A 24064-nucleotide genomic window follows, 5' to 3' on the forward strand; every position below is an offset into this window, starting at 1 on the left:
TGAACTGGTGGATTCGCCCGAACGGAGCCCGATGTACGCCGAGGAACGTCAGCACGCCATCGCCGCCCTGGTGATGCAGCAGGGCCGCGCCTCGGTCGCCGAACTGGCGCAGGCCTACGACGTCACCACCGAGACGGTGCGCCGGGATCTCGCCGTGCTGCACAAGGCCGGGCTGGTGCGCCGGGTCCACGGGGGCGCGGTACCGGCCCGCGCGTTGCACCTTGTCGAGCAGGATGTGGACGAGCGCGACATCACCCGGGCGGCGCACAAGGACGCCATCGCCGCGGCCGCCACCGATCTGTTCCCTGCGGGCGGGGCCAGCGTGTTGCTGGACGCCGGCACCACCACCAGCCGGGTGGCGGCGCTGCTGCCGACCGATCGCGACCTCGTGGTGGTGACGAATTCGGTGCCCATCGCGGCCCGGCTCTCGGCGGTACCCTCGGTCACGCTGCAACTGCTGGGCGGACGGGTCCGCGGCCTCACCCAGGCCGCCGTCGGCGAGCAGGCTCTGGCGACCCTGGGCCGGCTGCGGGTCGACATCGCGTTCATCGGCACCAACGGCATCACCGGCCGGCACGGCCTCTCGACTCCGGACGGCGAGGAGGCGGCCATCAAACGGTCCATGGTGCGGTGCGCGAATTACGTTGTCGTGGTGGCGGACTCATCGAAGGTCGGCCGCGAGGACCTGCACAGCTTTGCGCCGATCTCCAGCGTCGACGCGCTCATCACCGATACCGAGATCGACGATTCGGCCCGCGACGAGCTCATCGGGCTGGGCGTCGAAGTCACCTGTGCAGGAGCAACCGCATGATCGTCACGGTCACCCCCAATCCCAGCATCGACCGCACCGTCACGCTGCCCGGAACCCTCACCCGCGGTGCGGTGCACCGGGTCAGCTCGGTGACCGACGAGCCCGGCGGCAAGGGGGTGAACGTCGCGCGGGCCCTCGGCCTCGCCGGCCTGGACGCACTCGCGGTGCTGCCCGCCGCCGACGACGATCCGATGCTCGCCGCACTGCGTGCCACCGGCGTCCCGTTCGCCGCGGTGCCCGTGCACGGCGCGGTCCGCACCAACATCGCGATCACCGAAAGTGACGGCACCACAACGAAACTCAACGAGCCCGGCACGGCATTGACCGCAGAATCACTGTCCGCTCTGACCCGTAGTGTCGTGGAAGCCGCGCATCGGGCCGACTGGATCGTGATGTCGGGTTCGCTGCCGCCCGGTGTCCCGGCGGACTGGTACGCCCAGGTGGTCGCCCAGCTCGCGGACCAGAACTGCCTGGTCGCGGTGGACACCTCGGATGCCCCGCTGGCCGCGCTGGCCGCCGACTTCGGCCGGGCCGCCCCAGACCTCATCAAACCCAATGCCGAGGAACTGGCCGGCCTGACCGGGGCGTCCGCTCAGGAACTCGAAGACGCCGCTGCCGCGGGAGATCCGAGCCCGGTGATCGACGCGGCACGCCGGCTGGTGGACCGTGGCGCCCGCACCATTCTGGTCACCCTCGGGGCGGCCGGAGCGGTACTTGTCGACCCGTCCGGCTGCTGGCTGGCCGGCTCCCCCCCGATCACCCCGCGCAGCACCGTCGGCGCAGGCGATTCCGCGCTGGCCGGATATGTCCGGGCCGCCCTGTCCGGTGCGGACGCCCCGGATCGATTGCGGATGGCCGTCGCCTACGGCAGTGCGGCGGCCGCGCTGCCCGGATCCGCCCTGCCCTCCCCCGACCTGATTGACCTCAATGCGGTACCGGTGAAAGCCATTTCGCCGGCCCGGACCGACTCCTGAACGAAGAGGCCACCATGCCCAGTACACCCTCGGTGATCAGCACCGACCTGGTCCTGCTCGACGCCGATGCCGGTGCCGACAAGCAGGCCGTCATCTCGCGCATCGCCGGTCTGCTGGCCGGCGCCGGTCGCACCACCGACGCCGACGGACTGATCGGCGCGGCGATGGCCCGCGAAGCCCAGTCCGCCACCGGACTTCCGGGCGGCATCGCGATCCCGCACTGCCGCTCGCCCTACGTGGACACCCCGACGATCGGGTTCGCCCGGCTGTCCCCGAAGGTCGACTTCGGCGCTCCGGACGGACCTGCCGACCTCGTATTCCTGATCGCTGCACCGGACTCCGGTGGTCAGGAACACATGAAGCTGCTGTCCAGCCTGGCCCGCGCCCTGGTGCGCAAGGACTTCGTCGAGTCGCTGAGGACCACCACCACGGCCGGCGAACTGGTGGCGCTGGTCGAGGGCGTGGTCAATCCGGCCCCGGTCAGTGCGGCCCCGGCCGGTGCCGCACCGGCCGGTGTGGCACCGGCCGCTCAACCCGCGCAGCCGCCCGCACGCCGGAGGATCGCGGCGATCACCGCCTGCCCCACCGGGATCGCGCACACCTATATGGCCGCCGACGCGTTGAAGCTGGCCGCCGAACGCGCCGACGTCGATCTGGTGGTGGAAACCCAGGGATCCTCGGGCAGTACCCCGCTGCCCGCCTCCACCATCGCCGGGGCCGACGCCGTCATCTTCGCCACCGACGTGGGCGTCAAGGACCGCGGCCGCTTCGCAGGTAAGCCGGTGATCGCCTCCGGCGTGAAGCGCGCGATCAATGAACCAGACGCCATGATCGCCGAAGCGGTTGCCGCCGCGGACAATCCGAAGGCCCCCCGGGTCGAGGGCAGCGCCGGTGCGGCGGAGGAGAGCGAAGGCTCCTCGAACGTCGGCTGGGGTACCCGCACCCGGCAGATCCTGCTCACCGGCGTGAGCTACATGATCCCGTTCGTGGCCGCCGGCGGCCTGCTCATCGCGCTGGGCTTCCTGTTCGGTGGGTACGACATCTCCGACAACGCCAACGACATCGCCCTGAACAACTCCCTGAGCAATCTGCCCGACGGCGGATTGCGGATCTACCTGGGCGCCATCCTGTTCACCCTCGGTAATCTGGCCTTCAACTTCCTGGTGCCCGCCTTGGCCGGCTTCATCTCGTTCGCGATCGCCGACCGGCCGGGCATCGCACCCGGTTTCACCGCCGGAGCGCTGGCCGTGTTCGTCGGCGGCGGGTTCATCGGCGGCATCGTCGGCGGTGTGATCGCCGGCTTCACCGCGCTGTGGATCAGCAACCTCAAAGTGCCGCAATGGTTGCGTGGCCTGATGCCGGTCGTGATCATCCCGCTGGTCGCCTCACTGGTCGTCGGGCTGATCATGTTCCTGCTGATCGGGCGCCCGCTGGCCCTGATCAACACCGGCCTGACCAACTGGCTCAACGGATTGACCGGCACCTCGGCGGTGCTGCTCGGGGTGATCCTCGGCCTGATGATGTGCTTCGACCTGGGCGGCCCGGTGAACAAGGCGGCCTACGCCTTCGCCACCGCCGGCCTGGCCGCGGCCACCACCGGGTCGTTCCAGATCATGGCCGCGGTGATGGCGGCGGGTATGGTCCCGCCGCTGGCGATGGCACTCGCGACGACCATCCGGCCGGGACTGTTCAGCGAGCCGGAGAAGGAGAACGGGCGCGCCGCATGGCTTCTCGGCGCCTCCTTCATCACCGAGGGCGCCATCCCGTTCGCGGCGGCCGACCCGCTGCGGGTCATCCCGTCGATGATGTTCGGCGGCGCCATCACCGGCGCGCTGTGCATGGCCTTCGGTGTGACGCTGCGGGCCCCGCACGGTGGCATCTTCGTGTTCTTCGCGATCGGCAACCTGCTGTGGTTCCTGGTCGCCCTGGTGGCGGGGACGGTCGTCTCGGCCCTCGCCGTCGTCGCCGCCAAGCAGTTCGTCTCGCCCCGCCAAGCTGTTTCCGCCTGAACCGCACCACCCAACCGAGAAGGAGTTACCCAATGCCCGAGAAGACCGTCACCGTCGGATCGTCCATCGGCCTGCACGCCCGGCCGGCCGCGATCATCGCCGAGGCCGTCGTCAACGCCGGCGCGGAGGTGACCCTGTCCGTCGACGGCGGTGAACCCGTGGACGCCGGCTCCGCCCTGATGATCATGACGCTGGGCGCCGGGCACGGCGCGCAGGTCACGGTGGCCTCCGAGGACGAGGCGGCGCTGGCCACCATCGCCGACCTGGTCACCCAGGATCTCGACGCCTGAACCCATCGGCCGCAGACCGAAGATGGCCCCCTCGTTTCCGAGGGGGCCATCTCAGGATCACGGGGTGTGACTAGGCGTCGCTGCCCGAGCCGCTGTCGGAGGAGCCGCTGTCGGAGGACCCACCGGTCGACGAGTCGCCGCCGGTCGAGCCGCTACCCGACGACGAACCGCTGCCCGACGAGCCGCTGCCCGACGAGCCGCTGCCCGCACCGGCGGCGGAATCGTCATCCGACGAGTCGTTGTCCGCGGAGTCGTTGTCGGTCAGCGAATCACGGTCGGTGTCGGTGTCGCTCGCCACGTCCTCGGTGGCGTCCTCGGACAGGTCCGCCTCGTCCTCGTCGGCGACCTCGGTTTCGTCGACCTCGGTCTCGTCGGCGACTTCGTCCTCGTCGGCGACCTCGGTCTCGTCAACCTCGGTCTCGTCAACCTCGTCGGTGACGGCCGCCGGGGTCTCCTCCGGGGCCTCGACCGGCGCCTCGGCAACCGGCGCTTCCTCGGCAACCGGAGCCGCCTCGGCCGGTGCCTCGTCGGCGATCTCGACGGCCACGGTGGCACCCCCCGTGGAGATGGACGTCACCTGCGCCAGTGCCGGGGTGGTGACCGGCGGCGTCGGGTAGACCGGGTTGTTGATGGCGTCGAAGAGCGCCTTGGGCAGGTCATGCAGGAAGTAGGTCAGCGTGCCCTTCGGGCCCAGGATGCCGGTCCACGGGCTGCGGGTGGTGAACGGCGGGGTGAACCCGTTGACGAAGGCGTTGACGACCTTGATCGGCAGGGCGACCAGTTCGCTGATGGCGGTCTGGGCGTCGCCGGTGACGACGGCGTGCCGCACGGTGTCCAGGATCAGCGAGAACTGCAGCATCGCGGTGATCGGGGGGCCCATGATCGACCGGGTGAACTCGGTGAAGATGCCGCGCTTGAGGATGGTGTCGAACACCGCCGAGAGGCGCTCCCCGCCGGGCAGCGCCGCCAGGATGTCACCGGGGATGCCGAGCGCCGGCAGCAGCGGCACCAGGGCGCGCTCGATGCTCACCAGGAACCAGACGTTCATCTCGCTGAACGCCTCGACGAACTGACCCTTCTGCAGGAACTGGAAGGTGTTGGTCAGGATGGTCGGCAGCTGCTCCAGGCGCAGCTGGAGTGCCTCGGCGCCGTTCTTCAACCCCGCACCGATGGTGCTGCCGTACAGCGAGTTCAGGCCGATGATCTGCTGCAACGCGGGCAGCGGGTTCAGCACGTTGGAGCCCAGGAACTTGATGAAGTCGGCGTACAGCTCGGGGTTGGTGATCGCCTGCGCCACGGCGGGGATGGTGCTGGTCAGCACCTGGTTACCGAGGGTGAAGGAGTTGGTCAGGGAGTTCTTGACCAAGCCGCCCAGGTCGGCGATCGGGTTCGCGGCGAGCTGGACGGCATGCTGCTTCACGTCCGGCAGGGCCGGGACCATCGGCGCGACCGGGTTGATCGCCATGGCCGCGGCACCGGCCGCCGCCACCCCGGCAATCATGAATCGATTGGGGCGGGAGGCCGCCGAGGCTGCGGCGCAGGGCGCGCCGGCGGGGGCTGTTACGTACACGTTCTCTCCTGGATGATGACTTACTGACGCGGCAGTTAAAATTTGCCGGGGGCGCGAGAACATTAACTTAGCCTTAGTTAATTAGCAATAGGACTGCCTTACCTAAATTAGGAGCCCTTAATTTTGCGTTCGGCAACAGTCCCGGAGGCCCGGTCACCAGCGGGTTCGCCCGGCGCGGCCCCGAACCTGGCCGGACGAGAAAGCGGAACGTGGCGGGTCGGTACACCCGTAAACTTGCTCTGGCAAAGGTGACAGCTCGGCCGACGGCGTTGGATACGCCGCCGGCCGGTGGCTTTCTCTCTGCCGTGGGTCGTGTCGGCACGACCCGCGACCGGAGATTGCAAGGGGGAGAACAACTGTGCGACGCATCGGTGCGCTGCTCGCCGCCATGACGCTGGTCCTGCTGACGGCGCCGCCGGCGGTCGCTATCGAGCCACCCGTCATCGACGCGGCCGCCGTTCCCCCCGACGAGACCGGGCCCGACCAGCCCACCGAGCAACGGCGCCAGTGCTCGTCCCCCATCACCTTCCCGGACTCGAACTTCACCGACCGGCCGTGGGCGAACGATTACCTGCGCATCGCCGACGCCCAGAAGTTCGCTACCGGGGCCGGGGTGACCGTCGCGGTCATCGACACCGGGGTGAACGGTTCGCCCCGGGTGCCCGCGGAACCCGGGGGCGATTTCGTGGACAAGGCCGGCAACGGGATGTCGGACTGCGACTCGCACGGCACGTTGACCGCGGCCATCATCGCGGGCCGGCCCGCACCCACCGACGGGTTCGTCGGGGTTGCCCCGCAGGCCCGGATACTGTCGCTGCGGCAGACCTCGGACAACTTCCAGCCGGTGGGTTCACGCAGCGACCCCAACGATCCGAACACCACCCAGACCGCCGGATCGCTACGCAGCCTGGCGCGTTCCATCGTGCACGCGGCCAATCTGGGTGCCCAGGTCATCAACATCAGTGAGGCCGCCTGCTACAAGTCGACCCGGCCCATCGACGAGGCCACGGTCGGGGCGGCGATCAACTTCGCGGTCAACATCAAGGGCGCGATTGTTGTTGTGGCCGCAGGCAATACCGGCCAGGACTGCGCCCAGAATCCGCCTCCGGAAGCCGATTCGCCCAACGATCCACGCGGTTGGAAGCAGGTGCAGACCATCGTGTCGCCCGCCTGGTACTCACCGCTGGTGCTGACCGTCGGGGGTATCGGGCAGACCGGCCAGCCCAGCCCGTTCTCGATGTCCGGGCCCTGGGTCGATGCCGCCGCGCCCGCGGAGAACATCACCGCGCTCGGCTACGACGGCAATCCGGTGAATGCCCTCAACGGTGCCGACGGTCCCATCCCGATCGCCGGGACTTCCTTTGCCGCGGCCTATGTCTCGGGCCTGGCCGCGTTGCTCATCCAACGCTTTCCGGACCTGACCGCCGCCCAGATCAGCAACCGGATCACCTCCACCGCCCGCCACCCGGGTGGCGGGGTGGACAACTACGTCGGCGCCGGCGTCATCGACCCGGTGGCCGCGCTGACCTGGGATGTCCCGGCCGGCCCGAAGGTGGCGCCCTACCGGGTCAAGCAACTGCCACCCCCGGTGGTGATCGAACCTCCCGACCGCGGCCCGATCACCCTGGTCGTGTTGACCGGCGCCGGCCTGGCACTGATCCTCGGGATCGGCGCGCTGGCCCGACGAGCCATGAGACGCCGATGAGAGAGTTCCTCGGCCAGTTCGGTTTCCGCTTCAGCACCGGCCACCTGTTGTGGGCGGCGATCCTCATCCCGGCCTCCGTCGCGATCTTCTCCGCACTCGACCTGCTCTGGCTCGGAATCACCCTGGCCGTACTGATCGCCACCGCCACCACGCTCACCGTCCGTGGCCGCCGGGCGACCGGATGGATCGCGGCCCTGTTCTCCTGGCGCCGACGGCACACCACGCCGCCACCCGCACCCTCCGAGCCCGCCGTGGGGTCGACCGTGCTGCCCGGCGATCACGTCGCGGTGCGCTGGCAGGGCGACCATCTGGTCGCGATCATCGAGCTGATCCCCCGTCCGTTCACCCCGACCGTGCTGGTCGACGGCGAGGCGTTCACCGATGACGTGGTCGACACCCGCGTGGTGGAACAGCTGCTCTGCGCGCACTGCCCGGAACTCGAGGCCGATGTGGTGTCGGCCGGATACCGCGTCGGGAAGACGGCGCCGGCCGGGCTGGTCGCACTCTACGAACAGGTGGTCGGGCCCTACCCGGCACCGGCCAACCGCCGCACCTGGATCGTGCTGCGCGCCGACCCCGAGGCGACCCGCAGGCCCGCGCAGCGCCGCGACGCCGGGGTCTCCGGCCTGGCCCGGTATCTGGTGTCCTCGGCCACCCGCATCGCGGATCAGCTGGCCAGCAACGGGATCGACGCCCGCTGCAGCCGCAGCTTCGACGATTTCGACCGCGCCACCGAGATCAGTTTCGAACGTGAATCCTGGTCCTCGATCAAGGGCCGCAGCACCTTCACCGCCGCCTACGTGGCGCCCGGCGGTCCCGACATGTGGTGGTCGGCGCGCGCCGATCACACCATCACCCGGGTGCGGATCCGGCCCGGCCAGCCGCCCACCACCACGGTGCTGCTCACAACACTCGCCAATCCCTCGACACCACGCGGCTTTTCGTGCCTGTTCGGTGGCCAGCGGGCAGCCCTACTGGGTGAGAGTCCGGTCACCGACCGGCATTACGAGTTGCCGATCGGCTCGGCCGGTGTGCTCATCGGGGAGACCGCCGACCGGTACCCGGTGTACATGCCATTCGATGATGTCGACGTCAGCATCAATCTGGGCGACGCCCGGCTGTTCACCCAGTTCGTCATCCGATCCGCTGCGGCAGGCGGCATCGTCACCCTCGGCCCGCAGTTCGCCGAGTTCGCCGGTTTCGTCAACGGCCGGATCGGGCAGGTGTCCAAGGTGTCCTGGCCCAATGCGACGACCTATCTCGGCCCGCATCCCGGTATCGGCCGGGTTGTGTTGCGCAGCAACTGCATCGAGACACCGCGGCACAGTCAGCTACCGATCCGGTTGATCAATCCGCGCGAGGAGAGCCGCTACCAGATGGTTTTGGAGGGGGTGTCATGACGGCGCCGTTGGAGGTCGAACCCGCGGACCTGCGCAGGAAGGCCGCCCAGCTCGACATACCGTTGCCCGCCGCACCGGCGCAACCGAATCCGCCCTGCGGCCTGGACCTTGCCGGGGTCGCCGTCCGGCAGGTCATCGCCGAGGGGGACGGTATGAAGTCCTTCATCCAGGCCGGACAGGAAGAAGCCAAGCTGCTGTCCCTGGCGCTGCAGGGTGCCGCCGCCACCTACGAGGCCACCGACGCGGCCGGGGCGGCGGCACTGGACGGCACCGTGGCCGAGATCGCGCAGGCCGAGATTCCGCAGCCCGAAGCAGCGATTCCCATGCCGCAGATGCCCATTGCGGGCTGCCCGGCACCGCCGGGATACCTGGACGTCGAGGTCGCCGCCAAGCAGATCGCCCAGCCCGACCAAGCCACCACCCTGGACGGCTTCGCCGCGGAGTGGACCGCCTACGCTGCCCAATTGGACGCGCGCGCGGAGGTTTTCGACCTCGATGCCACGGACTGGGAGGGTACCGCCGCCGAGGTTGCCGGTACTGCACTGGGCCGTCACAAAGCGTGGCTGCAGGAGATGGCGGACGCCGCGCGGACGCTGGCCGAACATGCCAGGCATCTGGCCGGCGTGCACCGCAGCGCCGTCGCCGCGCACCCCACCGAGGCCGAGGTCCAGGCCGTCACGGTGCCATTGCGCCACACCACCGACGCCGCGCAGATGTCGGTGCTGATGGCCCAGTATCAGCAACTGCAGGCCCGCTCCGAACAGGTACTCAGCGAGTACGCCGCCGGATCCGCGATCACACCGGTGAAGCCGCCCACACCTCCGATCCGCACGGCGTTGAGTTCGCCCGGCAAGAAGCTCGACCGCAGTGGCAGGTTCAAGAAGATGCAGGAGAAACCGACCGGTGGCGACACCGGCACCGGTGGAACCGGCGGTGGATCGGGCGGCGGGTCGGGAACCCCGGCCGCACAACAACCCTCGACGCAGCCGATGACCTCGACCGCCCCCGGACAGCCCCCGGGCACCCCGCCCGGCAGCGGCACACCCCCCGGCGGCGGGTCACCGTCGGGTGGCGGTTCCCCGGCCGGCGGCGGGGCACCCTCGGCGGGCGCACCCGCCGGCGGCGGCCTGCCCGCTGGAGGCCTACCCGGGGGCGGCTTACCCGGTCGCGGCGGACCCGGGTCCGACCTGCCGGATCTGGGCCTCGACGATCCGGGTGTCTCCCCGGCGGGTGCCGGTGGTGGCTCCGGCGGTGGCTCCGGCGGTGGCGGCGTCCCGTCGATGCCGTTGCAGCCCAACGTCGGACCCGAGACCGTGGCACCGGGACCGGCGGCTGCGCGCGGTGGCGGGTCCGGCGCCATTCCGTCCTCGGCTATGGGCGCCGGCATGGGCGGTATGGGCGGCGGGATGGGCGGCATGGGCCACGGCGGCGGTCAGCAGGGCAAGGAGAAGCGCCGCGACCCGCGATTCGCGCCCGATGAGGAACTGTACGTGGAGGACCGGCCCTACACTGAGCCCGTGATCGGGAACCGACGGCGCAGGGACGTGCAGGACAAGGACGCCAAGTGAGCACCGATCCCGCCGACGATGCCGGGATGCACCCCGAGGTGGCAGCGGTGCTGCGCCAGGCGGGCCGCCTGCAGGAACTGATGGATCAGCAGCTACACAAGATGGCCAGTGAGTCCTTCACCGCGACAGACGAATCCGAGACCGTCGAGGTCACCCTCAACGGCCATCACCATCTTGTCGACGTGTTCATCACCGACGGTCTGCTACGCCTGGGCGCGGACACCGTCGAGCGCCGCCTGAACGAGGCGCTGCTCAACGCCACCTCCGAAGCGGCGGAATCCATCGCTGCCGACCAGGACCGCCTCAACGAGGCGGTCGCCGAGATCACCGGGACACCCTAGAAACGCAGATTGCGCAACAGGTCGTAGACGCCGGCGATCCACAGCAACAGCGGGATGACGGCGGCGATCGAGGCCCCGTCCAACAACTCGAAGATCCGCTTGGTGACGGGTGACAGCCGGTTGACGTCATCGGTGGCAGCGACGGTGATCAACGCGACCACCGCCACGAGCAGATAGATCGCCAGCACGAGCCAAGCGCGGTCCGGGTACCACTGGCACAGCCGGATCGCCACCCCGGTCGGGACGGCCACGGTCACGGCCATCAGCGCCCACGCGCACCACCGCTCGGCGTACAGCCGGGACCGGAATCCGCAGATCAGGGTGACCAGCCCGGCCACGATCATGCTGTGCACGAAGAAGTGCCCCTGCACCACAACCGAGATCGCACCGGTGGCCAGGACCACCGACCCGGCCGACAGGAACCCGATCAGCAGTTGCTTGGACAGCTGGCTGCGTTCGGTGAGCCGCGCCGCCGAGTCCGGTACCGAGGCGATGATGGCCTGCCAGGTCGGCGATTCCTCATCGGCGATGTCGGGCCGCGAAACCGGTTCCAGCAGTTCGTCGTTGGTGACCGCTTCCCCCGGCGCCGGGATCGGCGGCAGTGCGATACGGGCCACCGCGACCGTCAGCTTCGCGGCGTTGGTGACGACGATCAGTCCGAACGCGATGGCGCCGGCGGGCACCCACTCCTGGCCGCCGTAACCGAAGGTGACGGCAGCAGCGGTGATCGCCACCGTCAAGACCGCGACGAAGGAGGCGACATCGGCCCGTCTGCGCGGCCCACCGCGGGTGGCCAGCGTGAAGAGCAGTGTCAACCCGGCCGCGGCGGCCAGCTGCGGGGCGCCCAGTCCGTCCGCCTCCCGGGGCAGCGGCACCGCCAGCGCCGCCGCCGCAGCCAGCGGTGGCAGCGCGGCCAGCATCAGACTCTCGGCCAGGTCGATGTTCTGATACCGGTTCTGCGACACCATGCCGCCGGCCAGCAGACCGAGACCCAGCACCGCCAGCGCGACCGCCCACCACCAGGACTGGCCGGATTGCGCCCAGGCCGCCAGCGCGGTCAGCGTGCCGATGGTCGACACCGTCGGAATCGCCAAGCCCACGAACCGGTTCAGCGAGCCTCGGTCGAATTCCGGGGACTCGTCCAGCACCGCGATGGCGTCGATGACGTCCTCGACGAGCGGTCGGTACCGTTCGGTCCGGCTCACCGAGACCAGCGTCAACAGGGAGCCGTCGACCACCCCGGAATCGTCCAGCGATTCGCTCGCCTTCAGCGGCGGCGCACCGGGCCGGGCGAACGCCCAGACACCCTGTGCCTTGAAGTCGAAGCCCGCCAACACATCGGCCGGGGCGTCGTCGAGCAATTCGGACAACACCGACACCGTCTCGTCGATATAGGCCTCGATCGGTGCCGACGCCGGCAACACCAGGTCCGTCATCCGCCGGCCGGTCAGGATGGTGACCCTGGTAGTCGCGGGCCGGCCCGGAGTGACGGCCGACGGCGCGGAGGCCCCGGACGGGGCTGCGGTGGCGGTCAACGCCGTTCGAGCCTGTCGAAGTCGTCGGACAGTGCCGCGGCCAGCTCCAGGATGCGGCGTTGGAACGTCTGGCCGAGCAGTTCCAACTGGATCTCGGTGCCGGCGGCGATGTGCTTGTCCCAGGGCAACACCACGACCCGGCCGGGGGCCACGTGCCGTTCGAACTGCTGGACCAGGTCCTCGACGTCGATGTTCGTCTTTCCGGGGGTGACGTGGTTGATCACCACACACGACCTGCCGAGCAGGTCCTGGTATCCGTTCTGGCGCAACCAGTCCATGGTCACGGCCGCCTGACGGGCCCCGTCGATAGAGGCGCTGGCCACGATGACCATCCCCGAAACGGTGGACAGCACCCCGCGCGAGGAGGTGGTGAACAACCCCGCACCGCAGTCGGCGAGCACCAGGTTGTAGTACCGGGACACCACCCCGATCGCGGCCTTCCAGTCCTCGTCGTTGAACTCCCGGCGGGCCGCGCTGTACTCCTCGGAGGACAGCACCTCCAGGTTCGCCGCGTTCATGCTGGTGTACGCGCGGATATCGTTGTATCGGGACAATTCGTTGTCCGACAACAGATCCGAGATGGTGGCGGCCGACTGCCTACCCGCCCGATCGGCGAGGTTGCCGCCGTCGGGGTCCGCGTCGATGGCCAGGATGCGGTCACCCCGGACCCGGCTCAGCGCCGACCCCAACGCCACCGTGACGGCGGTCTTGCCGACTCCGCCCTTCAGGCCGAACACGCCGATCTGGTAGGAGTCCCTGGCATTTCGGCGGACGCGTGCCTGCAGGTCCATCTCGTACAGCTCGTCGGGCGAGGGACCCATGTTGATCCGGGTCAGCAGGTAGAGCCAGTGCCGCCAACCTCGTTGCGAGGGCATCTTCACCGCGGTGCGCACGCCGACATGCGACAACGCATCGATCGCGCGGTGGTTGCCCATGGTGGCCGCCGACGTCGGTGCCGGCTGCCCGGTCGCGGACGGCGGCTGTGCCGGGGACCAGCTGGATTCCGGTGCCTCAGCGCTGAAGTGCTGGCTCGGCGCCGGGGCAGGGGCCGAGCGCGGCTGCGGCGGCGGCGCGGCGTACTGCTGTTCGAAACGCGCACCGGCCGCGGGGCTTCCCTGTGGTGTACGCAGCATCCCGTTCTGCACACGCTGCGGCCCGGTGGCCGCCGGCGTCGCCGGAATCTGCGTGGTCACCTCGGTGGCGCGTTCCGGCGGGGCCGCGGACGTCTGCGTCGGAGGCGGGGCCGCGGAGGTCTGAGCGGGCGCGATCGGCATGGGCGGGGCAGCGTGCTCACCGGCGTAACCCGGTGCGCCCGCACCGGATGCGCTGATCGGCATCGGGCCGGCCCCGGTGGGCGACGATCCGCCGTCGCGGTGCGCGGCGGCATCCTCGTCGGCCGCGTCGGCAGCGCCGGAGGAATGGAAGAGCCGGTCATAGTCGGCCGACATGGCAACCTCTCACAGTGGTACGGAACCTGAAACGCACGGGTGGGCGGACATGCCAAAGGCTAGTCCGCCCACCCAACGTCGCGTGGTACTAAGCGAACATCCCGGTGACGCCCTGTTCGGTCTGCAACATGGACGAACCCGCTTCGCTGATGGTCTGCGCGAGGTTCTGCAGCGCAGCGTTGAGTTCGGCCGAGGTGCTGTCCCAGCGCATCTGAACCGCCTGGTAGGCCTCCGAGCCGGAGCCTCCCCACACCGAGGCCAGTGAGGCCAGCGATGCCTTGCCCTCGTCGAGCAACCCCTGGGTCACTCCCACGGCGCCGTTGATCTCGCCCGAGGCGCCTTCGATTCCACCGAATTCCCAAACCTGATTGGTCATATGTCAGCTCCTTCTGGAAGTTGTCGAGGTCAGAGGTTCATCGCCGAGGACAGGTTCGCAGCCTGGTCGTCGTCGGCGGTCGTGTACTGCATGCCGGAAGTCTGGATGTTCGAGGAGATGTCGTTAAGCTCCTGGACCTGTCGCGCGGCGGCCTCGTGAAAGCGCATGAGCGCGGCCTGCGCGGCGGTGCCGGCCTGGCCCACCATCTGCGCCGACAGTGCGCCACCGGTCGCCTCGACCTGGGCGATGACCGTCTTCAATTCCCCGGAGATACTCTCGAAGTTCGCTGCCTCCTTGGCGAGGACAGCGGCATCTGTATTCATCTGTGCCATGCTCGGTACTCTTTCTGTTTTCCTGTGTCCTCACCACGGATGGCGAGTCTTCCAGCCCCCTCGGCCGGGAAGTCTTGTGTGAGTTGACGGTTCACCAGCCGTCATCGTCGTCTTCATCCTCGCCCAGATCGTGGGCCAGCTGGGACGGCGCCGCGAGGCTCTGTCTCTTTCCCCCGCTCTTGCCCGCGTTCCCCATCGCGCCCATGGGTCCGCCGCCGGCTCCGCCCACTGGGGCCAGCCCGCCGCCACCGCCGCCCGCGGCAGCGCCGACCGGTGCGGCGGCCGTGGTCGACGGTTGTGCGACAAGGCTGTTCATCAACGGCGTACTCGCCATGGTGCCACCGGCGCCGGGCAGTGAGGCCGCGCGAACCAGACCGGCTCCGGCGGCCGGACCCGCTCCGCCGGCCAGCGGGTGATTCGAGAACGGGCTCGCACCCATCAACCCGAACTGAGCGCCGTTGTTCAATCCACCGGAGCCCATCTGCCCGAACATCGAGCTGACCTGCTGCAGGGGTGCTACCAGCTGTTGCATCGGCTGGGCGACGGTCTGCATCATCTGCTGCGGCGCCTGCATCGCCATGGAACCCAACTGGGATCCGAGCTGCATACCCATCTGCGCGCCCTGTTGCACGGAGCTCATCAACTGCTCGGGCTCCCCTTGGGCCTGCTGCGCGGTGTTCTCCGCTTTGCGGGTCTGGCTCTGGGCAGCAACAGCTGCCTGATTCGCCTGCGCGGCAGCGCGTCCGGCATGCAGGGCCGCCGACTCGACGGTGGCCTGCGCGGACACATGCGCGAACGCCGTCTCCCGCATGACCGATCCCGGCAGCGTTGCGGCGAGCCGGCCGGAGGCCGATCCCAGTGCGGCCTCGCCGACGCCGGGCATCACGATGGGCTTCAGCGGCGAGATCGGCTCGAACACCGTGTTCGCCGCCGTCTCCGCCTGATAGCCGTGCATCGCGACGGCGGCCTGCGTCCACATCCGCACGAAGTAGTCGAACTCGTTGATGCCGATCGGGATCGCGTTCACGCCGAGGAAGTTCGTCGCCTCCAGCACCGCGTGCGTGACGTGGTTCAGTTCGATCTCGACCAGCGGCGGCGTGACTGCCATCGCCAGCAGATACGAGTTTGCCTGCGCAATGGCCTGCATGGCCCGCTTCTGCGCCTGCAGCGCGCTGGTCCGCAGCCACACGACCATCGGCATGGTGGCTTGCACGGCGCGCTCGCTCGCGCCGCCCTGCCAGGCTCCGGCCAACGACGCCAGACTGGCCGACAACTCCTCGGCCTGGGTTTCCATCGCGATGGCCAACATCTCCCACGCAGCCGCGGCCTGATACATCGGCGCAGCACCGGCACCCGCCATCAGGCGGCCGGTGTTGACCTCCGGCGGCAACGATGCATACAGCATCGGCACAATTGCGGGTACCGTTGTCATAGTTTGCTGACCATGATCTGCGCTCGGCCTCGTCGGGAGTTCGGAGCCGGATCGGCTAGGACAGAGTCGCGGCGGCTTCGCCGTCCACCGTGGTGTAGATGCCGGTCGCCTCCAGATAGGCCGCGCCGGCGCGCGCCAGTTCCTGCTGCGCGTACGCGTTGAGTGCGGCCATCTGCACGCTCTCACTGGCGAAAGCCAGCACAGCCTGCGCGGATACCTCTTCCGCCCCGGCCGGAAGCAGTGCTGCCGCCTCGGTGGTGGCGGCCGTCCCGGTCGCCAGTCCGCGTGAACCGTTTGCGACCACCTGGCCGCCGATGCCTAGCACCGCGGGGTTGTGCTGCATGGGTTGCATGTGCCGTTCCTCCTCACAGATTCCAAAACCGCTGGAAATTGCTCCTACAAGGGGGGACGTAGCCGTTGCTGCGTCGCATCAGAATCGTTCCCCCCGACCCGTTGCTGGCGCCCAACCGTAAATTTTGCTGAAGCGCCTCGAATCCATACTAACCGCGGTTTGGGTGTGCTACGAGCACTTCTTCTGCGGGGGGATCGATATAGGCCGCCTGCACGACCTCCTTGCCGTCCGGTGACACCAGAAGTGCCTGGCCAGGGGGCCTGCGCTTGAGTTTGAACTCGCTCGTCGGGAACTCCGTCTTCTCCCCCGACAGGAACAGGGTGGGGGATCCGGCGCCGTACGCGGCGCCGACGAACTTGTCCATGGTGGCCCGATGCGCCTGACTCATCTGACAGGTCACCACGATGTGCAGCCCGATATCGGCCGACGCCGGTAACAACGGGGCCAGCGGGGCCATCGGCGGCATCATGCCGCCGGCCGCGACGATCATGTGCCAATCGTCCACCAGCAGCACCACGTCCGGGCCCGTCCACCAGGACCGTGAACGCAGTTGCGCGGTGGTCAGATCGGGCGGCGGCAGACGTTTCTTGAGGTTGACCGCCAGCGCCTTGATGGATTCCTCCAGCGTGGTGCTGTTGCGGTTGACGGCGCCGGCATCGAGGAGGTGACTCTGCGGCACCGCATCCAGCAGTCCCGACCGGTAGTCGGCCAACATGAACCGCACCTGCTGCGGGCTGTTGCGGGCGCAGATCGCCTGTGCGACGGCATGCGCGATCGTCGTCTTACCCGACTTGGGCGCACCGAAGATCAGCAGATGCGGGGTGATCGCCATGTTGTTGAACGCGACCGACAGGTCGGATTCGCGGATGCCCAGCGGAATGGTCCATCTGGTGCGGTAATCCGAGTCCGGCCCGGGCGGGGCCGGGTCCAACTCGCGTAGATGGATCCGCTCCGGCAAGACCCGGACCCGCGGCGCCTCGTCGGTGTGCAGTGCGGAGATGTGGTCGACGGCCGCGGTGATCGCGGGGACGATGTCGGCGGCGCTGTGCACCCCGTCCAGGCGCGGGACGCCCATCATCAGGTGGTGCTTCTCCATCGAGATGGCGCGGCCGGGCCGATTGGCCGGGATATCCCGGGTCATCCGGTCGACCTGGGTCTCGTTGACATCGCCGAGGCGGAATTCGACCTTGGTGCCGAGATAGTCACGGACCCGGGACTTCAGCTCGGTCCAGCGCGGTGTGGAGATGATGGTGTGCACGCCGAACGCCAGCCCCTGCCCGGCCAGATCCTGCACCACCGGTTCCAGATCGGGGAATTCCGCCACGAACGCCGGCCAACCGTCGATCACCAGGAAGACATCCCCGAACGGGTCGCCCGAGGCCGGATGCTGCGGGTCCTCCCGCATCTGCCGGTACGTGGCGATCGACCCCACCCGGTACTGCTTGAACATCGCTTCCCGCTGCCGCAGTACGGCTTTCATCTCCGCGACGGCGCGGTTCACCCGGTCCGGCTCGGAGCGGGTGGCCACCCCACCGACGTGCGGCAGGTCCTCCAGATACATCAGGCCGCCGCCACCGAGATCGATGCAATAGAACTGCACCTGGCGCGGGGTGTGGGTGGCGGCTGCCGAGAGCACCAGCGTCTGCAGGAAGGTCGACTTTCCGGTCTGCGGCGCACCGCCGACCGCGATGTTGCCCGCGGCGCCGGAAACATCGATGCCCCACACCTCTTGGCGATGGCGGCGCGGTTCGTCCATGATGCCGAGACCGAAGCGCAGCGGTTGGCGCTGATCGCGTTCCACGAGTTCGTTGACCGGGGTGGGGTCGGTCAACGGCGGTAACCACATCTTGTAGGCGCGGGCCTCCCCGGTGGCCAGCTGACCGAGCACCACCTCGCGCAGCACCCGCGGTTCCTCTGCGGTGGTCATCGCGACGTCACCCCCCTCGCATCCATCATCGGCGCGGCGGTGAACGGCTGGATCCGCACCTCGCTGGGGGGATGCTGGCGGGGTGCCACCTCGCCGTCGGCGGTGATCGCCGACGCCGGTACGTAGTTGGTACCGGTGTAGACACTGCGGAACTTCACCGGATCCTCCATACCGACCCGCAGGAAGCCGACACCACTTTCCTTGTTGGTGATGTACTGCGCTTCCGGGGTGCCGATCACCGCCTTGGACTCGGCAGAACTCGTGGTGCGCAACGCGATCCGGTAGGTGAGGTTCGGCTCGAGCTTGTCGATGCGGACGCCGCCGGTGTTCAGCGACTGCGTCGCCAGCAGCAGATGCACCCGCAATGAGCGGCCGACCCGGCAGATCCGGTCGAACAGCGCGATGAAATCCGGGTGGTTCTGCAGAAGTTCGGCGAACTCGTCGACGACGACGAACAACGTCGGCAGCGGCGCCAGGTCGGCGCCCCGCTCGCGGTGCTTCTCGTACTCGGCCACGCCGGAGAGCGCACCGGCCGCACCGACCTGGATACCGGCCTGGCGCAGGATGGACTGGCGGCGGTCGAGTTCACCGGAGAGCACCTCGCCCATGCGGCTGACCAGCTCGGCCTCTTCCTCCATGTTGGTCACCACCGCCGCGGTGTGCGGCAGCTTCTCCATGCCCAGGAAGGTCGACCCGCCCTTGAAGTCGGTCAGCAACAGGTTCACCTGATCGGGATGGTGGGTCGCCGCCAACGAGAGGATCAGCGTGCGAAGGAATTCGGACTTTCCCGAGCCGGTGGTCCCGATCAGCATGCCGTGCGGACCGGCACCGAACTCCGCGCCCTCCTTGATGTCGAGGTACATGATGTCGCCGGTCTTGAGCTCGTGGCCGAACGGGATCTTCAACCGGTCCCGGTCGGTGTCGGTGAACATCCGCCAGCGCGCGGGCGTCACCTCCTCGACGGACTGGGCACCCACCAGCTGATGCCATTCGGTGGCGACCTTCTTCTGCACCCGGGTGTTGCGGTCGATGATCGTGCCGGTGATCGACCAGCCGGCCAGCTTGCGCGCCAATCGGCCGGCCTGGGCGGATGTCATCTGGTCGGCGGAGTTGGCCACCAACCGGAAGGTCTGGTTGGGCAACCGGTCATCGGCGGAACCGTCGGCGTCCAGCCGGATCCGGTAGGCCGAACCGCGGTGGTTACCCAGGGTGATGACGGTGACCCCGGCCCGGCCGTCGACCGGGAAGCCGGCCTTGCCTCCGGTCAGATCGATGACGACGACATAGGGCCCGCTGGGTGCCGCGTCGGCGGTGTGCGGTCCGCGTGCGGTGAGGTCGGCCAGGGCGTCGGGGCGGGTGAAGACCAACCGGGTCGGGCCGGCCGCATCGGTGTCGGTCTGATGCTGCACATGCGGCAGCCACTTCAGCCAGGTCCACTCCGGATCTTCCGGATTGTCGGTCAGCACCCGGATCTGCATCAGGTCCGGCGGATGGAACACCGCCAGATGACAGATCATCGCGGTCAGCAGCCGGGCCGCCCGTTCCCGGTCACCACCGACGGCGATGGTGGGAAAAGTCCTCAGCTGCACCAGTTTCGGACAGTCATGGATCAGTCCGTGGGTGCGCAGGAATTTGATCAGCCACATGTGACTGACCGGCTCCAGGTGCGGCTGCGGCGCGCCCTGCGGGCCGGCGAGCTCACCGCCGACCGACGGTTTGAGCAACCGGTCCACCGCGGGCTCGGCGCCGACCCCGATTCGAGTGGCCGCGTAGAAGTCCGCGTTGGCCTGCCGCGACCACTGCCGGTGGGTGCCGACGATGGACAGCAGATCTTCGGGATGGGGCGCGTGGTAGTTGAAGAAGGTCACCTGGGCGGCGGCCGAGGTCGTCACCCGGGTGCGCAGACCGGCCAGGTAACGCAGGTATTCCTTGCGGTCGGCATTGATCTCGGGCACCTTCTTGCCGCCCGGACCTCCGCCCGCCATGAAACCGACGGTCGCCATGATCATCATCAGCGGCATCATCAGCATGTAGGGCGACAACTGCCGGATCCCGGTGAAGATCATGATCGCGATCATCCCGAGCATGCCGCCGCCCATCACCCAGGGCAACGCCTTCTGGATACCGGACGGGGGGATGTCGATGCCCAGGTCATCCGGCGGGGTGATGTTGATTTCGCCCGGCGTGAGCCGGGGCCCGCGCTTGATGATCGGGGTGAACTTCTTGGTCGTCATCCGCCTGCTCCTTCGGGAGGGAGGGGGGAGCCCGGTGCCGGCGCGGGCAATCCGGCTGCCGGCGCACCTGGCGCGGGGGGCGGATTGACCGCCCCCACAGGCGTCGCCTGGTTCGGGTCGCCATCGACCTTGCGGGGGTTGGGGTCCGGCGGCAGTGTGTCGTGCTCGAGCAGCGCGGCCTGCTTGGTCAGCACCGGTCCGTCGATCAACAGGCTCACCACCTGCCAGGGTGCGGTCGACGGCCCGCTCAGACCCAGCGCGGCGGCGGTGTCCTCGTTGGGCAGTCCGTACCGTACGCCCTGCGGGTCGATGTAGTAGAGGCTCTCCCCGTATCGGGGATCCGGTGACTGCAGCCGGACGAACTGGCCACCGTCGATGAACACCGTTGCATCACCGGCGATCTGATCGATGCCGCCGTTCATCCGGGAAGCCGGTACCGGAAGATGCCTGCCGCTGATGACGGTCTGCCGGGGCGCCTGGTCGCCCGGTTCGCGCTGCCAGGACCAGCACAGCGTGGGAGCGTCCTGCGGCAGCCGGATGTCCATCGCTTCATCGGGCAGCGGGGACACGAACACCTGCTCCGGGATGGCCGCCACGTCACTGGCCTCCACCGAGGGTGAGGTGATCAGACCGAACGAGTTGGTGGCCCGCAGTGCGGCCGCGGTGGTGCCGTTGACCTTGGCCACCCCGTCGGGCAGCACCACGTAGCGCTGCTCGGTGTTGTCGGTGATGGTCTTGAAGACCGACCCGATCACCAGATTCGGCGGCAGTCCGACGGTGTTCGGCGCACCAGCGGACGGCACCGCGGGCAGTTGCCAGGGCCCGACATTCGGCAGCGCGTTGAACAGCGCGGTCGAAATCGGGGTCGCCTTGGCCTTGACCGGGATTCCCACCGCGGAGGTGACGGCCCGGTTGGCCAGGTCGATGGAATGCCGGCCGTCCTGGGTCACCAGCCAGGTCCGGTCCTGATAGGTGACCAGCACGCCCTGGTTCGGTTTGATCGGTCCGACCGAGGCGTCCATCGCCAGCGGCATCACCAGGGCCGAGGTCTGCACCTCGGGGGTCACGCTGTCCGGTTTGACGACGGTGTCGCACAGCGACCAGCTCGAGGTCGGGGCGCCGAGTGGGGTGGCGTACGGCGCACCCGGGATACCGATCGGCTGGCCCTTCGGCATCCGGTTCAGCTCTTCAGATTTCACCGCCGACGGGTTGGCGGGATTACCCAGCACCAGCCGCGCCGAGGTCAGGTTGTACACCGGTCGCAGATCGTCGGATCCGGGCACCAGCACGTACAGCTGGTTGGTCGAGCGGTCCACCAGCAGGGTGTCCGAACCCCGCTTGCCCAGGGGCTTGAAGTAGGCGAGCAACACCGCACCGATGCAGACCACCACGGCGATGACGACACCGGCCATCACTGCCCGGCTGTAGAACTGCAGCGGGTCGTCGAACATCCGGGTGTCGCGCCGCACGATCGCGTGCTCGACACGGCGGAGCAGGAATCGCCAGCCGCTGACCTGAACCTTGGTGGTGAGCCGGAAACCTGCCATCCTCAGTCGCCGATGTTCAGCCGGGCGTGCACCGCAGCGATGGCGGAGGTCATGTCCTCGGCACTGATCTCGCTGAGTTGTGCCACATCGAGGCTCTCGATGTCCAGCGAGCGGGCCAACCGCATGTCCCGGCTCTGCTCTCCGGCTTCGACGAGTTGCCGGGCGTACCGGCCGTTACCGGCGATGTCCAACGCCGGCTTGCCGTTCAGCGTCCGATCCTGCAGCAGGGTCGCGGCGTCGAGCACCCGCTTCGCGGCTTCCTCGCTCAGCTGCGAGTCGTTGGCCTCGGCGATGACCTTCGAGATGTCGACGATGTCCTCGGCGGAGTACGAATCGAACTCGACCCGGGTCGAGAAACGGGACCGCAGACCGTCATTGGTTTCCAGCAGCCGGTCGATGTCGGCGCTGTAGCCGGCGATGATGACCACCAGGCGGTCACGGTCGTTCTCCATCCGGGCCAGCAGCGTGTCCAGCGCCTCGGTGCCGAACGGGTCCGCCCGCCCGTCGCGCTCCTGGACCAGGGTGTAGGCCTCGTCGATGAACAGCACCCCGCCGACCGCGCGGTCGATGGTGCGCGAGGTCTTGACCGCCGACTGGCCCTCGTACTCGGCCACGAAGTCCTTGCGGGAGGTCTCCACCAGTTTCGGTTCGGCGATCACGCCCAGCCCGGCCAGGATGTTGGCCACCACCCGGGCGATGGTGGTCTTACCGGTCCCGGGCGGGCCGGTGAAGATCATGTGCTTGGACTGCTGGCCGACCTTCATACCGCGGGCGGCACGTACCTTGGCCATCTGCGTTGCGGCACGGTACTTCTCGATCTGTTCCTTGACCCGGCTCAACCCGATCTGGCGGTCCAGTTCGGCCTGCGCATCGGCGAGCAGCTTCTCCCGGCCGGAGTTGTCGGCCTGCACACTGCCCGGGTCCCAGGGGTCGGTCCGGGCGGCGATCTTCTCGGCCGTGGTGGTGATCAACCGGTAGGACGGATCCTTCAGCGCGGCGGACACTTTCGGTGACGGGTGGGTGGCCTGCAGCCACTCCAGCAGCGCGACGGCGGCCTCCTCGTTGCCCTGGCTGCGGCGCGCCATCGCCAGGTACCAGGCGATGGCCGGGGCGCAGGCCTCCCCGGCCGGTGCGGCATTGGACTCGGTGAGCCGGCGTTCGGCCTCGGTGAACAGGCCGAGGTTGGTCACCGCGACACCGTGTGCGACACCGGCAGCGGCGCCGAGGAACTTATCCGGCCACCCGGACGCCGTGCGGACCTCGTCGATCACATCGGTCCAGCGTTCTGCCGCACCGTAGATCACCGCCCGGATCCAGGACACCAGGTACTCGGCCCCCATCGCCGGCGCGTCATCGAGGGCCTCCATCGCGTCGGCGAAGTTGCCTTCGGCGGCCTCCCGCACCGCGAACGCCATGGTGATCGCCAACGGCGAATTCACCGGGTAGGTGATGTCGCCGTACATGCCGCCGATCGGAATCCGGGCGTTGACGCTGTTCATCGAGATCTCGGCGCTGCCGGCCAACTGACCGAAGTTGTTGCGCGAGTACCAGGCCCGGAACAGGGTGGCACGGTCGGTGTCCCCGCAGCGCAGCCTGCCGACCCAGGCGTCACAGGCGGTCTCGTCGGCCGAGGTGATCTCGGTGAAGAGCTCCAGGGACCGGGCCGGAGCGGTCGGCAACATGCCCACCGCGGTGCCGAAGAGGCTGGAGAGATGTTCAGTCATGTTCACCCGCATATCGAGTCGCGAAGACCGCCGCCTGCGCGGCGTCGGCCTCCTCCGGGGAAGGCAGCCCGACGGTGCGGTGCAGGAAGTCCCGGGTATCGACGGTGTCGTGCCCGTTCCCCTGCATCCCTTCGAGCATGTACGAGAACTGGGCGGCCTTGGCGCGCTGCGTTGCCAGACCGGCGATCACCACGATCTCGGCGGCCAACTCGTCTTCCGGTGTGGCCGCCGCTTCCGGCGACAGCTCGATGCGCTGCACCCGCCCGTCGAAGTACGCCGAAACCGTCACCGTTCCAGGCGGATTGGTGACGGAGAACAGAGCATCGCCGGCTTCGGCCGCCGTACCGGCTGCGCCGTCGTCCTCGGGAAGGCTCGGCAGATAGTCGTCGAAGGCCGCCAACCCGTGGTCGCCGGCCTCGGGCACCGGCAGGTCCAGTGCGCCCAGCCCGGTGTCCTGGTCGTCGTACGGCGGGTTGCCCATCCAATCCC

At 68.8% G+C, this 24064-nt stretch carries 20 protein-coding genes; 8 read left to right on the forward strand and 12 right to left on the reverse strand.

Going from position 1 to position 24064, the window contains the following annotated elements; genetic code table 11:
- The first annotated feature begins 31 nt into the window (after positions 1 to 31).
- The 4 genes from V4U86_RS27950 to V4U86_RS27965 are packed head-to-tail and all read left to right on the forward strand — an operon-like array spanning position 32 to position 4084.
- The gene (locus tag V4U86_RS27950) at positions 32 to 811 is read left to right on the forward strand and encodes a DeoR/GlpR family DNA-binding transcription regulator (protein WP_395312243.1); all 780 of its coding nucleotides are present in this window, start codon (positions 32 to 34) and stop codon (positions 809 to 811) included.
- Entirely contained in the window at positions 808 to 1785 is a 978-nt protein-coding gene (gene pfkB / locus V4U86_RS27955; RefSeq protein WP_395309073.1) for a 1-phosphofructokinase, read from the forward strand. Before V4U86_RS27950 ends, pfkB begins: the two co-directional genes overlap by 4 nt.
- Before the next feature lie 14 nt (positions 1786 to 1799).
- Positions 1800 to 3794 carry a PTS fructose transporter subunit IIABC gene (locus V4U86_RS27960; protein WP_395309074.1) on the forward strand — a complete coding sequence of 665 codons (1995 nt, stop codon included), beginning with the start codon at positions 1800 to 1802 and terminating at the stop codon, positions 3792 to 3794.
- 32 nt (positions 3795 to 3826) lie between these two features.
- Entirely contained in the window at positions 3827 to 4084 is a 258-nt protein-coding gene (locus tag V4U86_RS27965; protein ID WP_073859410.1) for an HPr family phosphocarrier protein, read from the forward strand.
- Between the two features lie 70 nt (positions 4085 to 4154).
- On the opposite strand, the gene V4U86_RS27970 is transcribed toward V4U86_RS27965, so the two are convergent.
- Complete coding sequence (locus V4U86_RS27970) at positions 4155 to 5654, reverse strand: hypothetical protein (protein ID WP_395309075.1); 1500 nt, start codon at positions 5652 to 5654, stop codon at positions 4155 to 4157.
- Between the two features lie 358 nt (positions 5655 to 6012).
- On the opposite strand from V4U86_RS27970, the gene mycP reads away from it, so the two are divergent.
- Genes mycP through V4U86_RS27990 form a run of 4 tightly spaced genes read left to right on the forward strand, consistent with a single transcriptional unit; the run spans position 6013 to position 10668 of the window.
- The gene (gene mycP / locus V4U86_RS27975) at positions 6013 to 7359 is read left to right on the forward strand and encodes a type VII secretion-associated serine protease mycosin (protein ID WP_395309076.1); all 1347 of its coding nucleotides are present in this window, start codon (positions 6013 to 6015) and stop codon (positions 7357 to 7359) included.
- Positions 7356 to 8759, forward strand: a complete 1404-nt coding sequence (eccE, locus tag V4U86_RS27980) for a type VII secretion protein EccE (protein WP_395309077.1) — start codon at positions 7356 to 7358, stop codon at positions 8757 to 8759. Before mycP ends, eccE begins: the two co-directional genes overlap by 4 nt.
- A complete protein-coding gene (locus V4U86_RS27985) occupies positions 8756 to 10327 on the forward strand; it encodes a PPE domain-containing protein (RefSeq protein WP_395309078.1) in 1572 nt (523 codons plus the stop codon). Before eccE ends, V4U86_RS27985 begins: the two co-directional genes overlap by 4 nt.
- Positions 10328 to 10353: 26 nt before the next feature.
- Complete coding sequence (locus tag V4U86_RS27990) at positions 10354 to 10668, forward strand: YbaB/EbfC family nucleoid-associated protein (protein WP_395312244.1); 315 nt, start codon at positions 10354 to 10356, stop codon at positions 10666 to 10668.
- On the opposite strand, the gene eccD is transcribed toward V4U86_RS27990, so the two are convergent.
- The 11 genes from eccD to V4U86_RS28045 form a co-directional block, all read right to left on the reverse strand.
- Complete coding sequence (eccD, locus tag V4U86_RS27995) at positions 10665 to 12203, reverse strand: type VII secretion integral membrane protein EccD (protein ID WP_395309079.1); 1539 nt, start codon at positions 12201 to 12203, stop codon at positions 10665 to 10667. The genes V4U86_RS27990 and eccD overlap by 4 nt on opposite strands.
- Positions 12200 to 13651, reverse strand: coding sequence for a MinD/ParA family ATP-binding protein (locus tag V4U86_RS28000; protein WP_395309080.1), 1452 nt, complete (start codon positions 13649 to 13651; stop codon positions 12200 to 12202). The genes eccD and V4U86_RS28000 overlap by 4 nt, the downstream gene beginning before the upstream one ends.
- Before the next feature lie 88 nt (positions 13652 to 13739).
- The gene (locus tag V4U86_RS28005) at positions 13740 to 14027 is read right to left on the reverse strand and encodes a WXG100 family type VII secretion target (protein WP_395309081.1); all 288 of its coding nucleotides are present in this window, start codon (positions 14025 to 14027) and stop codon (positions 13740 to 13742) included.
- Positions 14028 to 14056: 29 nt separating this feature from the next.
- On the reverse strand, positions 14057 to 14359 hold the full coding sequence (locus V4U86_RS28010; RefSeq protein ID WP_395309082.1) for a WXG100 family type VII secretion target: 303 nt from the start codon (positions 14357 to 14359) through the stop codon (positions 14057 to 14059).
- Positions 14360 to 14450: 91 nt separating this feature from the next.
- Positions 14451 to 15791 (reverse strand): PPE family protein, encoded by a 1341-nt coding sequence (locus tag V4U86_RS28015; protein ID WP_395309083.1) that lies wholly within the window; start codon positions 15789 to 15791, stop codon positions 14451 to 14453.
- A gap of 55 nt (positions 15792 to 15846) precedes the next feature.
- On the reverse strand, positions 15847 to 16143 hold the full coding sequence (locus V4U86_RS28020) for a PE domain-containing protein (protein ID WP_395309084.1): 297 nt from the start codon (positions 16141 to 16143) through the stop codon (positions 15847 to 15849).
- A 148-nt stretch (positions 16144 to 16291) separates the two neighbouring features.
- Positions 16292 to 18070, reverse strand: a complete 1779-nt coding sequence (gene eccCb / locus V4U86_RS28025; RefSeq protein ID WP_395309085.1) for a type VII secretion protein EccCb — start codon at positions 18068 to 18070, stop codon at positions 16292 to 16294.
- Positions 18067 to 20304 carry a type VII secretion protein EccCa gene (gene eccCa, locus V4U86_RS28030; RefSeq protein WP_395309086.1) on the reverse strand — a complete coding sequence of 746 codons (2238 nt, stop codon included), beginning with the start codon at positions 20302 to 20304 and terminating at the stop codon, positions 18067 to 18069. The genes eccCb and eccCa overlap by 4 nt, the downstream gene beginning before the upstream one ends.
- Positions 20301 to 21851, reverse strand: coding sequence for a type VII secretion protein EccB (gene eccB / locus V4U86_RS28035; protein ID WP_395309087.1), 1551 nt, complete (start codon positions 21849 to 21851; stop codon positions 20301 to 20303). The genes eccCa and eccB overlap by 4 nt, the downstream gene beginning before the upstream one ends.
- A 2-nt stretch (positions 21852 to 21853) precedes the next feature.
- On the reverse strand, positions 21854 to 23575 hold the full coding sequence (gene eccA / locus V4U86_RS28040; RefSeq protein ID WP_395309088.1) for a type VII secretion AAA-ATPase EccA: 1722 nt from the start codon (positions 23573 to 23575) through the stop codon (positions 21854 to 21856).
- Positions 23568 to 24056 carry a hypothetical protein gene (locus V4U86_RS28045; protein WP_395309089.1) on the reverse strand — a complete coding sequence of 163 codons (489 nt, stop codon included), beginning with the start codon at positions 24054 to 24056 and terminating at the stop codon, positions 23568 to 23570. The genes eccA and V4U86_RS28045 overlap by 8 nt, the downstream gene beginning before the upstream one ends.
- Positions 24057 to 24064: the final 8 nt, after the last annotated feature.

It is taken from the genome of Mycobacterium sp. AMU20-3851 (assembly GCF_043974665.1).
GTDB lineage: Bacteria > Actinomycetota > Actinomycetes > Mycobacteriales > Mycobacteriaceae > Mycobacterium.